At 37.2% G+C, this 14129-nt stretch carries 12 protein-coding genes; 5 read left to right on the top strand and 7 right to left on the bottom strand.

All coding sequences use genetic code 11. The annotated features are described in order from the left end of the window. Window positions 1-37: 37 nt before the first annotated feature. The 5 genes from LS48_RS01170 to LS48_RS01150 form a co-directional block, all read right to left on the bottom strand. On the bottom strand, window positions 38-409 hold the full coding sequence (locus tag LS48_RS01170; protein ID WP_062619132.1) for a hypothetical protein: 372 nt from the start codon (window positions 407-409) through the stop codon (window positions 38-40). Window positions 410-900: 491 nt separating this feature from the next. Then, the gene (locus LS48_RS01165) at window positions 901-1695 is read right to left on the bottom strand and encodes a P-loop NTPase family protein (RefSeq protein WP_062619751.1); all 795 of its coding nucleotides are present in this window, start codon (window positions 1693-1695) and stop codon (window positions 901-903) included. 131 nt (window positions 1696-1826) lie between these two features. Further along, window positions 1827-2450, bottom strand: coding sequence for a hypothetical protein (locus LS48_RS01160; RefSeq protein ID WP_235810991.1), 624 nt, complete (start codon window positions 2448-2450; stop codon window positions 1827-1829). 85 nt (window positions 2451-2535) lie between these two features. Then, window positions 2536-2814 (bottom strand): helix-turn-helix domain-containing protein, encoded by a 279-nt coding sequence (locus LS48_RS01155; protein ID WP_062619131.1) that lies wholly within the window; start codon window positions 2812-2814, stop codon window positions 2536-2538. A gap of 255 nt (window positions 2815-3069) precedes the next feature. Continuing rightward, window positions 3070-3903 carry an RteC domain-containing protein gene (locus LS48_RS01150; protein ID WP_062619130.1) on the bottom strand — a complete coding sequence of 278 codons (834 nt, stop codon included), beginning with the start codon at window positions 3901-3903 and terminating at the stop codon, window positions 3070-3072. Window positions 3904-4078: 175 nt separating this feature from the next. On the opposite strand from LS48_RS01150, the gene LS48_RS01145 reads away from it, so the two are divergent. The 5 genes from LS48_RS01145 (at window position 4079) to LS48_RS01125 (ending at window position 10043) form a co-directional block, all read left to right on the top strand. Continuing rightward, on the top strand, window positions 4079-4786 hold the full coding sequence (locus LS48_RS01145; RefSeq protein ID WP_131807677.1) for a LytR/AlgR family response regulator transcription factor: 708 nt from the start codon (window positions 4079-4081) through the stop codon (window positions 4784-4786). A 451-nt stretch (window positions 4787-5237) separates the two neighbouring features. Continuing rightward, a complete protein-coding gene (locus tag LS48_RS01140; protein ID WP_062619125.1) occupies window positions 5238-7271 on the top strand; it encodes a tetratricopeptide repeat-containing sensor histidine kinase in 2034 nt (677 codons plus the stop codon). Then, on the top strand, window positions 7268-7951 hold the full coding sequence (locus LS48_RS01135) for a response regulator (protein WP_062619123.1): 684 nt from the start codon (window positions 7268-7270) through the stop codon (window positions 7949-7951). Before LS48_RS01140 ends, LS48_RS01135 begins: the two co-directional genes overlap by 4 nt. A 256-nt stretch (window positions 7952-8207) precedes the next feature. Next, the gene (locus LS48_RS01130; protein WP_078056356.1) at window positions 8208-9713 is read left to right on the top strand and encodes a MauE/DoxX family redox-associated membrane protein; all 1506 of its coding nucleotides are present in this window, start codon (window positions 8208-8210) and stop codon (window positions 9711-9713) included. Window positions 9714-9803: 90 nt separating this feature from the next. Continuing rightward, window positions 9804-10043: a DUF6520 family protein gene (locus tag LS48_RS01125; protein ID WP_131807676.1), complete on the top strand. Its 240-nt coding sequence runs from the start codon at window positions 9804-9806 to the stop codon at window positions 10041-10043. A 47-nt stretch (window positions 10044-10090) separates the two neighbouring features. Here the strand turns inward: LS48_RS01125 and LS48_RS01120 are convergent, their stop codons facing one another. Further along, the gene (locus LS48_RS01120) at window positions 10091-12748 is read right to left on the bottom strand and encodes a S9 family peptidase (protein WP_062619118.1); all 2658 of its coding nucleotides are present in this window, start codon (window positions 12746-12748) and stop codon (window positions 10091-10093) included. Further along, window positions 12735-14117 (bottom strand): RagB/SusD family nutrient uptake outer membrane protein, encoded by a 1383-nt coding sequence (locus tag LS48_RS01115; RefSeq protein WP_076692389.1) that lies wholly within the window; start codon window positions 14115-14117, stop codon window positions 12735-12737. Before LS48_RS01115 ends, LS48_RS01120 begins: the two co-directional genes overlap by 14 nt. Between the last annotated feature and the right edge of the window lie 12 nt (window positions 14118-14129).

The raw sequence follows: 14129 nt of genomic DNA, 5'->3' as shown, positions 1-14129 counted from the left end.
TAGTTTTTCATACTAAAATTTGCTTGCTCGCCAGCGGTCAAAGTTCCTCCAAATACATTTTGAGTTCATAGAGCTCAAAAATTTCTTCGTCTTCAGGGATTTTTGAATGGACGATAAAATCTTCGATATAATGATTATACGTTGATTCTCCTAGGGTGTCGATAAGAACGATGCGCACGATTTGGCGTAATAAATCTGGATCAATGTTATCAATTGGGAAATCGAGAATAATTCCTAAAATGAATTGTTTTTTCTTTATATCGATAGATTCGCCCCAAAATTTGATGTTGGAGGGTTTCAAGGTAATTCCGTTTAAACAGTATTCCTTATCAAAATAGTCTGGATCATCTGCCAGCGAGGTTAAGGATGCAGCGATGATCCAGTTTTTGTATGTGGGAGCTTCTGCCATTAGACTTAGAATTAGACTACGCACTTCGGGATCGCCACAGATTGAAAAGGAGAGAGTGGGTTTTTCGATTCCATTTGGAGGAATAATAAGGCGGTGGCCAATTTTGAGGCTATAGTATTTGAGGTGTTGTGAGAGCCAGAATTGGAGTTCTGTTCGTTCCGAATCGGTTAGATTGTGAATGTTTCGGAGTTTGTTTTCGTTGGCGGTGAATCATTGCCAGAAGGATGATGAGGTCATATTTTTTATTTTAAGAGTTTAAAGGTTTGTGAGTTTTTAAGTTTAGGAGTTTATAAGTTTAAGAGTTGTAGATTTGACAATTTAAGGGGTTGGACTGCGCTCACCCTGACATTATCTTCTGTTTTGATTTTCGGTTAATTGTTGTCGATTTTTTGTTTTCTGTTTTCTGTTTTCGGTTTAAGGAGTTCAACTGCTCTTCGACGAGCTAAGGACAGGCTTTTCAGGGTGATACTTAGACAAGCTCAGCACGGGCTCTATTTTCTTTTGTCTTTTGTGTTTTTGTCGAAGCCTATTACGTTTACCATTTCGCGGAGGCGGCTACGAACTCTATTGCCATAACGCTCTTCAATTTCTTCGGCGTTGAGGTTTGTGGTTATGTGGGTTGTCCTTCGACTACCCTTCGACACTTCGACTCCGCTCAGGGCAGGCTGCTTGGGGACGGTCCTTCGACTGCCCTTCGACAGGCTCAGGACTGGCTGCTCAGCCCTTTGACTGCGCTCAGGAGGACATTGGGTAAATAATTCGTGGCGAGAGAGGAGGATTTCTCCCATTACATTACAGTCTTTTCCAAAATGTTTTCCTTCGGGTTCTACACCTAGGTCGTCGAAACAGTAAAAATTACTGTTGCCGTATTGTTCGATTATTGAATAGCCTAGATTATTAAAACCGAAAACAATATTGCGAGTGGGAATGATTTCATAGGGACGGTGGTGGGGAACGAGGTGGCGTAATAATTTCATGAGCGTCGTTTTACCACAACCTACAGGTCCACTGAGCATTATTCCTTTGTTTGGGTCGATATTGAATTTTTCACAACTGATTTCATCTTTTATAAAATAGACACAGAGCTGATAAAGAATTTCATGGTCTTCTTCGTGAATCTTGAATTTTTTCCCGAACAACAATTTTCCTTTGGCATCCAGATAGCGGAGCATCTTTGGGAAATCGTATAGGATTGTGTCTCCTTTCTTTTTTCCCAAATGAAATTCTATCCCGCCTTCGATGAGGATATGGGGGGTGGAGGGGTGGAATGTGGTTTCAAGTTTCATGTTGTCTGTTGTCTGTTGTCTGTTGTCGGTTTTCGGTTTTCGGTTGTCGGTTTTCGGTTGTGGTTTTAAAAGGGTTCGACTGCCCTTCGACAAGCTCAGGACACGCTACTCAAGGTGACGAAAAATTTATATTATAAGGGTTCACAATAGTTTTTTGATTTGGTGGTTTTTAGGTTGTCTTTGTTTTGGGACTGGGGGAGTGGGGTTTGTTTTAGTTGGAGCTCTTCGACTTTTAGCATCCAACTTTTGGCGGAGGCGTGCCAATCCATCATTTTTATTTTTCCGCCAATGCGCCATCCAATAGCGCTGTAATGGGCATAGAATTTTTGGCCCTCTATTTTTGGCCAATCATTTTCTAGAAAAAAGACAATTACTTTTTCTTCATTGCTCGGGAGCTCCCGTTTTAATAGGTTTTGATTTTGTTTTTTATTGTTTATATATGGTACTAAGGGTTGTACCTGATTTGGGACGGCTGAGTCCAAGGGTTGTTTAGAGGTTGTCCCGAAAATGAACAAGCTAACCCTACTGCCCTTAAAGGAATTGTGGGAAGGAATATACCGGATATATTTCCAGGCATCCAGTTGTTTTAGGCAACGGTGGTATGTTGACTTGGAACCGATTTTTGACAGCTTCATAATTTCATCGCGGATTATGATAAAGTCTTCTGGAAAGCGGTTGATATTCCATATGTTGAAGAGGGCCATATAAAGGCTTATGTGGGTTGGGTTAAGGCGGGAATCTTTGGCGATAGTCATAAAGAAAGCGTTTAGGTGTGCGATGTAGTTGACATTGGACATTGGTTTGTATTATAATAATATTCGCAAACTGATTGAGAGCGATTTAATAGCTTGAAACTTTATTTTCTTCCATTACCCGTTCAATTTCTTTTAATTCATATAGAATTATTCCTCCAATTTTTGAGTAGGGTAGCGTACCATTAATTCGGAGATTCTGAAGAGTTCCTGGACTGATGGAGAGCATTTCCATTACCTCAGCCGATTTGAGATATACTTTTGTTTCTGAAGGAGCAGATAGTTGATCTACTAATTTTTTGATTTCATCGAGAAGTTCGAGTTTGAATTCTATTAAATCTTCCGTTGTAATAATAGTAGCTGGCATAAAGATTAGATTTTAGATAAGAAAAAATCCCCGCTTGAAGGCGGGGATTCTAAAAAGCTACCAAAGGTTATGGCTTTTTAGATTGGTAACTTTTTCCACGATTTGACCTTCGTGGGACAAAGATTTAAAGATTGAGGAGATAAAATTCACAAGGTATGCCCAAGGTGGGTGTTTTTAGTAGTGAGTAGGTAGTAGTGAGTAGTGAGAAGTGAGAAGTGAGAAGTGAGAAGTGACAGCTTGTAGTGTGATTGTTATTTACTGATCTGCATCGGCCATTTTTTTCTCTAGATTTTTTTTCATTCGGTCCAGGAATTTGGTTTGGTTGATTTTGCGGGAGCGAATTTCTATGTAGGTGCGGTAGTATTCACCAAGGTCAATATTAAGAACTTGCTGAAATAGGTCTGCCAAATCTTTTATATCTGTACTGCCGTTGTTGATGCTTCCCGTTTCGTGGAGTGCATAAATTAATTCAATTAAATCTGATTTTGTTCCTGTCCAGTTCATATCTGATGCGATGGAAGGAGCTTCTGTAGTGATAGGCTTATTTAGATTTTTCAACTCATTATTGAGTCTTTCGATAAGCAACTTATGTGCGAAAATTTTTGCTGCAATAAAATCGTGGGAGGTCGAAAAACCTTCGTCGATACAATAGGATAAAGCATCTGGATGAAACTTTATTATGCCGTTGTGACGAAAAAAATATTCTATATCCCTATCCGTTCTTTTTCGTTCTAGATATTGATAGAATGCTTTATGTTCCATAAAATAGCTTTGATATAGCATTATGTGGTTTTCGATATGTTTTTTAATCATTTTATTACTGTTTTGTGGCCGGCTTGTTTGAAAGTTAGCCAGCATGAGATAATATATTAAGTATCCCAGGGGCTTTGGTTTTATGGTCTTAAAGAATAGGCATTCATCTTCAGGAGATAAAAATCCTTCAGTTGTGATTTTGGCACGTAGTGTTTTCAATGTTTTTTTACTGTGGAAGATTCCCAATTCGATTTCCTCAAAAACATTTTTGGAGTCGGAATTTATTTTTTGAATTTTCCGTTCCAAATTTGCTACAATTCGGTTACAGTATTTCATGGTAGGTTAGCGGTTGAAATATTTTTAGTTTTAGATAGTTAGGGAGTTCTATCAAAACTAAGATAGCAGGACAAAAAGAATAAACGAGAGGGCTTTTCCTTACAAAAAGTAAGGCGAAACCCTACTTCTTTTTTTATGAAAGTGAATATTATTATTGAACTGGAAAATTACAGTTTTGATAACCATCTATTCAATTTCTAACGATTCAAAACTTGACGGTTATATGTCGGAATTTTGTTTAAATTCTCCGGATTATAAAATGGTGGGCAAATCAATGGATTTGCATTGTTCCTTAGCGTCTCTAATGACTTATGATCCACGTATTATCCTGCTGGATTTGGATATTTTAGACATTGACTTTCAAGAAGAAAATATACTGAACAGTAAGTTTTTTAAGAGTGCCTGTGTTGTAGGTCTGACTTCCGATTATAAAAAGGCATTTTATGCTCTTAAAAAAGGTTTTACTGATGTTAGAATGAAGCCTTACTCAAGGGAAGCATTATTTGAATCCTTATCAATCTGCAGAAATCAAATTATTAAGAAGGATAGGATTTTGACAATTTCTTCACCAAAGGAGGCGTACTACCTTAATGTATCTGATATTCTTTATTTGAAAGCAGATAACAACAATGTTGATATCCATTTAAAAGATGGGAGGATACTACCTGTTTTTAATTCCCTTAAACATTTTGAAAATAGACTTTCGGCTCCATTTGTGCGGATTCAAAAGAGCTATATCATAAATGCTTCCCAGATTTTTAGAATTAATCACTGTAAACAGTTTATAATGTTGAAGAGAAGAAAGGAACGGATTCCATTTTCGGAGAAATATTTAAATAATATGGAAGTGTTGGAACGCTTAATAGGAAATCGTTCATTTTAAGTTTTACCATGAGAAATGGAGGTTATACCATGGGGAGTTATGGTTTCACAAAAAGCAGTTTAAAATTTACTTATTTAATAGACCTATTATTTTATTTTCGATTTAAGGAAGTTGCTCTCCTTGCTGGTATTCCCCGACCGGCTTTCCTTGTGCACAAGTGAATATAGATCATCAAAGCGGTGATCTGAACTATCTATTATTTCACTTAAATAATTTTATCATGAAAATTTTATCACTTTTATGTCTGATACTACTATTATCAGGATTATTTGTCTCGTGCACACCTACTGCATTAACTGAAACCAACGAAGTACGAACAGTTGTAAACACAGGAGATGATGACAGTGTAAGGCCCGATAACGATAAGGACTAAAGTATGACCTGCAAAGTAGAGCCTTTTCTTAAATGGAAAGGCTTTACTAAATTTGTGTTACCCCAAATATGAATTGTTTTGAAAGCGTATCCTTCTTTTCTTATTCGCGGCATAGCAGTAGTTACTTTAAGCACATTCATTTTAAATTGTAATGAAAGATCTTCTGGAGTTGTGCCAGCTACGACAAAAATAGATTCCCTTCTTGTTAAGGCAAAGGATTCAAGATTAATGCCCGAAGAAAGATTGAAAAACCTAAGAGCTGCCTATCACCAAAATATTTTTACTAAAGATGATAGTCTGCGAATGGCTTATTATAGCAAAATTTCATATTTGGCTGCTTCCCAAAGTGATACTGCGCTATTTTTAGATTCCGGTAAAAATGGAATGTTATTAGCCAAAAAGCGGAATGATTCCCTGGCATTAGGAAATGTTCATTGGAATTATGGAATTTATTTTTTGGAGAGAAATAAACTTGACAGCAGCTATTTTCATTATCGGAAAGCATACAGGTTTTTTCAAGATAGCAATGATTACTACGCTGGAAAAATGCTATATAATATGGCTTTTATCAGCGGACGATTGAAAGAGTACACTGCCAGCGAAAACTTACTATATCAGGCCATTGCTCTATTTGAAAAAGACAAGAAGTACACTCAATTATATTTATGCTATAACCATTTGGGGGTAGTCCATAAAAATTTAGGGGAATATGATGAGGCACTTCGGAATTATGATACTGCTTTAAATTATTGGGAAAAAACATCGCGTAACCCAATTTACTATTTTGACACCCAAAATAATATTGGGATGGTATATCAGAAAACAGGAAATCAAAAGGAAGCCATAGAGGCATTTGATCGCGTTGTTTCCAATAAAGAGATCGGAAACTTGGATCCTGCATTATATGCCAGAATTTTGGATAATAGGTCTATGAGTTTGCTATTATTAAGGGAGTTTGAAACGTTGCCAAGTCCATTCTATAAAGCGTTACAGCTACGCGATAGTATTGGAAATCAAGAAGGGCGTGTGATGAGCTATATCCATCTTTCACAATATTATTTGGCTGTAAAAGATACAGTAAAGGCCAGGGCTAATGCTGAAACTGCTTTTGATTTGGCGAATAAAATTGATTTAAAGCGGGACGCTTTGGATGCGCTTTTACTTTTAGCGAAAACGAATACGGAGGGGCGAAACTTTTATTTGAAAAAACATATATCGTTAACTGAAGAATTGAATCAAGAAGAAAGAAAAGTTCGAAATAAATTTGCTCGAATACACTATGAAACCGATAGTTACATTCATAAAAACGAGAGATTGGAACGAACACGATTGTGGATAGTTATTGGTAGTATTTTTTTGATAACAATTTTAATTTTAATTGTAGTGCTTCTTAGGCAACGATCTAAAAATAAGGCATTGGAATTTGAGGTTAAACAGCAACAAGCGGATGAACAGATTTATTTATTGACTTTAAAGGAAATAGCAAGCGCTGAGAAAGCGAAGCTTGAGGAAAGACGCAGAATTTCGGAAGAGCTACACGATGGGATTCTCGCAAGAATTTTAGGGATTAGATTGAATTGGGAGCGTTTAAAGCTAGAAGGGGAAAGGGAGGTTATAGAAGCGCATCTGAAGTTGTTAAATCATTTAGATTTGGTGGAAAGGGAAATTAGAAGAATTAGCCACGACTTACAAAATGAGATTATGCTGAGTGATACACGATTTATTCGATGGATGGAACAGTTAATTAAAGAGAGGGCCGATAGTGGCGGTTTTGAATATGAATATTATGCAGACCCTTGTGTAGATTGGGAGGGCTTTGATGATTATTTTAAAACCAATATTTATAGAATTTTGGAGGAGGCGTTACAAAATTGCATAAAACATGCGGAAGCCAAACTAGTTAGTGTTTCCCTTAGAAAAGAAGGTGATTTTGTTGAATTGAAAATAAGTGATACTGGAAAAGGTTTCACGAGATCCATTCACACTAGTGGGATTGGTTTGCGCAATATGAAATCCCGAACAAAAAAGTTAAAAGGAATATTTAATATTTCCAGTGAGGTAGGAAAGGGGACGGTTATCTCCGTAACAATTCCAAATGATGAAAAATTATGAGTACAAAAAACTTGAATACTATAATTATAGATGACCATCCATTGCTTATTGAAGCTTATAGAAATTCTTTAATGGATATTGAGGCAGCGAATGCTACATTGAACTTTACTATTTCGGAAGCAAATAGTTGCGATACTGCATTGGAACTTCTTGACAGGATTCAATCTACTGGACAGCATATTGATTTGGTTTTTTTGGACATAAAAATTCCAGAGTCGAAAGATGGGACTCATTTATCTGGAGAAGATATTGGTTTAGAGATTAGAGACCGTTTTCCAAATTCAAAGATTATTATAGCGACTACGTTTAATAATAATTACAGAATACACACCATTTTTAAAAGTATTAATCCGGATGGTTTTTTAATCAAGGGTGATATTAGTACGGGCATTTTATTACCGGCAATTTTAGAGGTTTTGAAAGATCCTCCTTTCTACAGTAAAAGTGTACTGAAATCCTTGCGGAAATCTATAAGTCATGATTTTTTACTTGATAAATGGGATAGGATGTTATTGTATGAACTATCGCAGGGTATAAAAATGAAAGAGCTACCGGAAATCTTACCTTTTTCTATTGCGGCCATCGAAAAAAGGAAGCGGCATATAAAATTACTTTTTGATATAGAAGAAGCGGATGATCGACAACTTTTATTAAAGGCCCGGGAGCTTGGGTTTATTTGAATTGTTCTATCGCAAATTTTTAAGGTTTAATAATATTTAGAATTGTGAATGTAGGACCCTTAGACATAAGATATAAGACTTCAAAAATTATTTAAGACTCCTTACTTTTTCGTTATCTCAATTTTACTTTTGGCGGAAATTCCTTACAAACTGAAAGGTTAAACCCTCTATATAGTAAGGCAGAAACAACCTATGTTCGTTCTCTAGTTGGTTAATTTTGTGGATGTTAAGTAAAGCATAGACTTAAATTCAAAAAATGACCTTTGTAAAATCCATATTGATATTTCTCAAAAAGCACTTCGTAGGTGGAGTATCTTATTTATTTGTCTTGTTGTTTGTTTATGCTGCAGTAAGTAAAGCTTTGGATTTTGAGACTTTTAGCGTGCAGTTGGCGCAGTCGCCCTTGCTCAGTGCATATGCCGGGATTATTGCCTGGGCAGTTCCAGGTCTGGAAATACTCATTGCCATTTTATTAACAATTCCCAAATATAGAATCCCTGCCCTTTATGCTGCCTTTACCTTAATGGTGATGTTTACGGCCTATATCTATATCATTCTTAATTTCTCCGAATTTATACCCTGTTCCTGTGGTGGGGTACTCGAAAAACTTAGCTGGACGCAACATCTTATTTTTAATATTGTTTTTATAATCCTGGCGGGGGTGGCGGTCTTTTTATCCTTGCAAGAAAAACCTAAAAAGACTTTGGTAATGCTGGCCACCCTTGTCATTTTTGGTATTGGTACTGTTACGCTATTGTTTGCCTTTTCGGAGAAGAAGATGCATCGGAACAATGCGTTTCAGCGGAGGTATCCGCATCAACCTGCAAATGAGTTGCAGCGATTTGATATTAAATATAATTCATATTATATCGCTGGAATTACCGAGGATAGTATTTATCTGGGCAACATCTCGGCACCCTTACATATTTTGGCGGTAGGTAAGGAATTGCGGGATACTGTGTTCCATCTGATTAAATTGTCCAACAAAGAACTCCCTTACCGTTCCATTACTACACTGGTTGAAGACACGGTCTTTTACACTTTGGATGGTACTGTGCCCATAATTTTTAAAGGCAAATCTACTGACTTTATTGCCTCTAATAATTTTATGGGAAAGGAACAATTTCTTAGGGCTAAATATCTTAGTGATAATCACTTTGCCATTCGTTTATTCAATCCAAAAACTACTGCCAATATTTTAGGAATGCAAACTATTGGAGACACGACCATAACCCATGTATATCCAAATCTTTTAGAAGCGGATGGAGATCCCTTTTTTGATACCGATGGGCTTCTACTCTACAATAGGCAATTGCAAAAAATAATTTACGTGTATTTCTATAGAAATGAATTTATGGTCGCAAATAATGATTTTTCCCTTGACTATATCGGAACGACCATTGATACCATTTCCCGAGCCCAATTAGATGTGCGTACTCTTTCTTCCAAGAATCAGAAGAAATTAGGTAAAAACCCAATTTTGGTCAATTTGTGGGCCGCCACATATGGCAATTTCCTTTTTATCCAAAGTGACCGTTTGGGGAAATATGAATCCGATGAAATTATAAATGTTGCCTCCATTATTGACGTATATGACCTTTCTGACCAAACCTATAAATTCAGTTTTTATCTATACCATCTGGGTCTAAATAAACTGAGGGAATTTGAAGTTAAAAATCTGCATTTGTACGCTTTAATTGATAATTATTTAATTACCTATAAACTGAAAGAAAAAAATTTTACCCTTGCTAAGGACGAATAGAAAATACTGTACGGTGACAGGGATGAGATCGAAAACCTGTATAAGAGAGTAGATCATAATTTTAATTCAAATATTTATATTATGAAAAAAATGAGAAACAAATTACTATTGCCAATTTTGGCCGTGGTAATTGCAGTTGGTAGTGCTTTTGCAAGCCAAATTGAAACCGAGGACACCCTTTGGGCTCCAGGTTACATTAGCGTTAATACGCCTTGTGATACCGAGGTACATTGTGGTATTTCTGGTACTCGTGGATGTACAGCCCCTAATGGAATGACAGCTTTTGAATTAAAAGCCACTTGCGGACTTCCGGCGTTTAAATTAAATTAATTTAATTTAAAACGGAAAAGGCTAGCCTAAATTGGGCTAGCCTTTTTTTAATGTACCTTCTTCATCCAAGGTGCTGCAGGTGCATCCTTTAAATAAAAATTAAACCAATCTTCCAATTTATGGGTAAGATCCAATTGATTCTTTGGATTTCCCATGTAGTGTCCCTCATTTGGATACAACAACATAATATTTTCTTTATCGAGCTTTCTTAGCGCAAGAAAAAACTCCAAGGTCTGTTCCCAATTCACATTTCCGTCCAATTTGCCCGCCCAACTCAATAAAGGGGTTGTAATATTTGGCGCATTTAGAATGGGCGAATTGTTATTGTATGCCTTTGGATTGTTAAAATACGTATCCCCCATTCGCCACTGTTGCTTTTCAAAACGCCAGGACTGAGGCCTATGCCAAACCCAGGCCATCGAAAAGTAAAAACTAAGCAAATTACTGGAACCTGCTCCCGCTACTGCGGTGGCAAAAATATCGGTTTGGGTAATAGTAAACATAGTTTCATATCCTCCAAAAGAATGGCCCTGCAATCCTATTTTTGTACCATCAATGAAGGAGTATTTCTTTACCTTTTCTACACCGGCTATCATGCATTCAACCGCCGACATCCCTGTATCCCCAATTTTATATAAAATATCGGGTAGAAAAATAAAATATCCTTGATTGGTAAAATTTGGAATATTGAAGCCCGTTGAGTCATATTCTGATGGATTATAGTAGGTGTAGAGTCCATCAGATTGTATTTCATAACAGGATACTATGAGGGGATATTTTTTTTTCGGATCAAAATTGGCGGGATAATAAAGTATTCCTTTAAGCGCAGTGCCATTTGGGGTATTAAAATGCACCAACTCTTCATGGCCCCAGCGATAATCAAAATGCTGTGGATTGGATTGATAAAGAACTTTTCTTTCCTTTCCATCAAGATGTTGCGAATAAATAGTACGCGGGTGGTCATACCGTTCCTCGGTATATACGATTGTGTTACCATCTTCTGACAAGCGTAAATTAGAGATCAAGGCATCCTTTTGAACAATCTTGTACATTCCATTCTTAAATGTATAGAAAGCATATCCTGTACTGCCGTCATCATTGTTTTGGATGTTCAGAATAATTCCTTCACTTAGGTCAAAACTATAACCGGCATGCATTGTTCCAAAAGGAATATTTTCGTAAAAATCATTGGTGAAGTTATGGATGCGATATTTTGTATTAGTTTCCCTTCCCTTGGTTAAACGCTTTATTATGGATCCCGTTGGGGATATGGCCCATACATCGAATTCATCATATAAGATTATTTCCTTTTCATTTTTGCTCCATCCAGGATTCCCGTAGGAACTATTTGGAATTTCTTTATTAAGAAGCGTATCTACAAAAGATACTCCCAAGCGTGAGGTTATATCGGTATAAGTATCTTTTTCTGCATCATAGATATTCCAATTTCCATTTTGAACATATGCCAAATATCTTCCAGAGGGCGATACCTTATACTCGGTTTTTGTTATCCTTTCAAGAACAGGTTTGCGTTTGCCAGTGAGAAGATCAGTAACAAATATTTGTGAGGGAACGTCTTTATCTACAGCAGCCATGATTGTCTCCTTAAAACTATAGGTATAGACGAAACGATTCCCATCTCCAAAGACAATCCTATTGGTCTCTGGGGTGCCTATGTGCTGCCATTTGTTTTTTTCCCATGCAACAGTAAGGCTGGTGTTATTTAAATTTTTTGTATAATTTTCAAAAGCCGGATGCAAAAACTCGTCCTTACTATTCCATATTTCTACCTCTGTTGGCACCCCACTTGCGAATGCCTTTTCGATGTCGGCTTTTACATTGGTCTGGAAGAATAACATTTTTCCATTGGCAGAGAACATAGGTTGGGTATGGGCGGTTTCATTGAAAAATAAATTCTTGGAAGTTGTTCCAAACTTCATTAAACTGCTGGAATCCTTAATATCGACCCACCAATAAACTTCATTGTTTCCATTTTCCAGTTTCTCAAAAAAGGCGATCCCCTTGCTGTCGGGCGACCAAAGTATTTTTGAAATGGAATTATTTAAATGGTAAACATTGATTGGTTTTTTGGTATTCATATTAATTATTGAAAGTTTATAGCCATCCAAATCTTTCTTAACGAGGGCCAAATATGCTGCATTTGGCGAAATCTCATAACTGTTAACCATTTCAAACTTTTCATTAGATCCATTCTTTAAATTTTCCAAAAAGAGGGTAGAGGTATTACTGGAAATTTTCTTTAAATAGGCAAGCCATTTGGAGTCCTTAGATATTTGAAAGTTGGATATTTTAGAGCTCTCTTCTTTTATTCTCTTTTCTAGATTCATTTTCACAAATAGGGAGTCTGAATTTAAGGCTACAAACCATTTGCCATCTCCGGAAAAGGTGTGTTTATAACAATTGGAAACCCTCAACTTTTCTCCTGTGAAAATATTTTGAACCAGCATATCATATTGGTCTTTAGAATCCCTGATTCCATAGGAAGTCCATTTTCCATCGAAGGAGATTTTATGGGGAAGTGCAGTTTCCCATAGCCCATAATCCTTTTTTTCTAACGCCCTTTGGCCGACTTGCCCCCAAAGGGGACAGGCCGACAGCAAAAGGATGAAAAAAATTACTGGGTACTTGCTAATCCAAAGTAATTTGATGTTTTTTATTTCTCTATCCATTTCAATATCCTTCATTTTGAGGTTGTAAGTTGGGGTTTAAAAGGATTTCCCTTTCGGGAATTGGAAGGAGCCGGTCATTGCTTTCCCATCCTGGCTTGAAGGAAAGGGCCGAATCTAGGTTTCCCGTTCTTTTAAGGTCAAAGAAGCGATGTCCATGTTCACTGAATAATTCGGTCATCCTTTCGTGGAGAATGGCTTCGAGCATTTCGCCTTGGGAAACGGCTGTGGTATTGCCAAGATCTGCACGGGATCGAATCTTATTGAGATCTGCTTTTGCCGTCTCCATATCACCCAACATTGTTGTTGCTTCTGCGCGTATTAAATATTGTTCTGCCATGCGAAACACTATTGAGTATTCCTGCGGATTGTTACCCCCTATGCCAATTTTATATTTATATGGAAAATACCAAGATTGTGTGCCATCAGAAATTTCCCCGACCCAATTCTCCTTGCGTAAATCGCCTTCTTCAAAGGCCTGAATTATCTGAGTACTGAGCACTCTTTCGTTGGGCGGAGCATAAGGGATTACGAAAATTTCACCTTCATGGGTTGGGTCTCCCTCCCTGTTGGGAGAGAATTGCCAAAGGGTGGAGGGGCTGCTTTTAATAAAAACATTCTCCACGTTAGGTTCCCACCCATTATTTTCTATTACCTCTGTAGCAAATTGTTGGGCTAAGGTCCATTGTTTGGTATAAAGGTATGCTCTGGCAAGAAGGGCGGAAGCAACATATTTTGTGGGTCGTACATGTTCACCCGTGGAATCGGTGAGGGGTAGCAAATCCCTGGCCTGTAATAAGTCCGTTATAATATGATCATACACCTCATTTGCGGGTGAACGGGACACCGATTTGTTTACCACATAATTGGTGGTAGTTATATAAGGAATATCTCCAAATAGGTTTAGAAGGTAAAAATGCACCAACGATCTTACAAAGAGCGCCTCCCCAGTATACAGATCGCGTTCCTCCTCGGTAAAATACTCAGCGTTTTGTACGCCTTCAACAATGGCGTTGGCGGCATAAATTTGATTATAGGCGCCATTCCATATTTCAAGTACAGTACCGTCATTGGCCGATAGATTGTTTTTATAGAAATTTTCATCCCCAAGACCATAAGGACTTACATATTCCAGTTCATCGGCATAATAGCCCATTAAATTGGACATTCCCCTTACCGAACCGGTAAGCAATACATTATCCCTTAAATTGGCATAAAGGCTTATTATTGCGGCCTCCACTGTTTTGGAATCTGTAAAGACGGTTTCGCCAGTCAATAAATGTTTAGGGGTGTCCACTTCAAGGCCATCACAGGAAAAGAGGAATAGCAAAATTGGTAGGAAAAAGATAATTTTTTCTTGTCTTTTAATGATATATGAGTTTTTCATAATAAATAAATT

It is taken from the genome of Aequorivita aquimaris (genome assembly GCF_001573155.1).
GTDB lineage: Bacteria > Bacteroidota > Bacteroidia > Flavobacteriales > Flavobacteriaceae > Aequorivita > Aequorivita aquimaris.
This window is presented reverse-complemented; position numbering and strand designations above follow the sequence as displayed.

Excerpts from the sequence above, each read along its gene's own strand:
- LS48_RS01170 (WP_062619132.1), bottom strand. The coding sequence starts at position 409 with ATGGCAGAAGCTCCCACATACAAAAACTGGATCATCGCTGCATCCTTA.
- LS48_RS01165 (WP_062619751.1), bottom strand. The coding sequence starts at position 1,695 with ATGAAACTTGAAACCACATTCCACCCCTCCACCCCCCATATCCTCATC.
- LS48_RS01160 (WP_235810991.1), bottom strand. The coding sequence starts at position 2,450 with ATGACTATCGCCAAAGATTCCCGCCTTAACCCAACCCACATAAGCCTT.
- LS48_RS01155 (WP_062619131.1), bottom strand. The coding sequence starts at position 2,814 with ATGCCAGCTACTATTATTACAACGGAAGATTTAATAGAATTCAAACTC.
- LS48_RS01150 (WP_062619130.1), bottom strand. The coding sequence starts at position 3,903 with ATGAAATACTGTAACCGAATTGTAGCAAATTTGGAACGGAAAATTCAA.
- LS48_RS01135 (WP_062619123.1), top strand. The coding sequence starts at position 7,268 with ATGAGTACAAAAAACTTGAATACTATAATTATAGATGACCATCCATTG.
- LS48_RS01130 (WP_078056356.1), top strand. The coding sequence starts at position 8,208 with ATGACCTTTGTAAAATCCATATTGATATTTCTCAAAAAGCACTTCGTA.
- LS48_RS01125 (WP_131807676.1), top strand. The coding sequence starts at position 9,804 with ATGAGAAACAAATTACTATTGCCAATTTTGGCCGTGGTAATTGCAGTT.
- LS48_RS01120 (WP_062619118.1), bottom strand. The coding sequence starts at position 12,748 with ATGAAGGATATTGAAATGGATAGAGAAATAAAAAACATCAAATTACTT.
- LS48_RS01115 (WP_076692389.1), bottom strand. The coding sequence starts at position 14,117 with ATGAAAAACTCATATATCATTAAAAGACAAGAAAAAATTATCTTTTTC.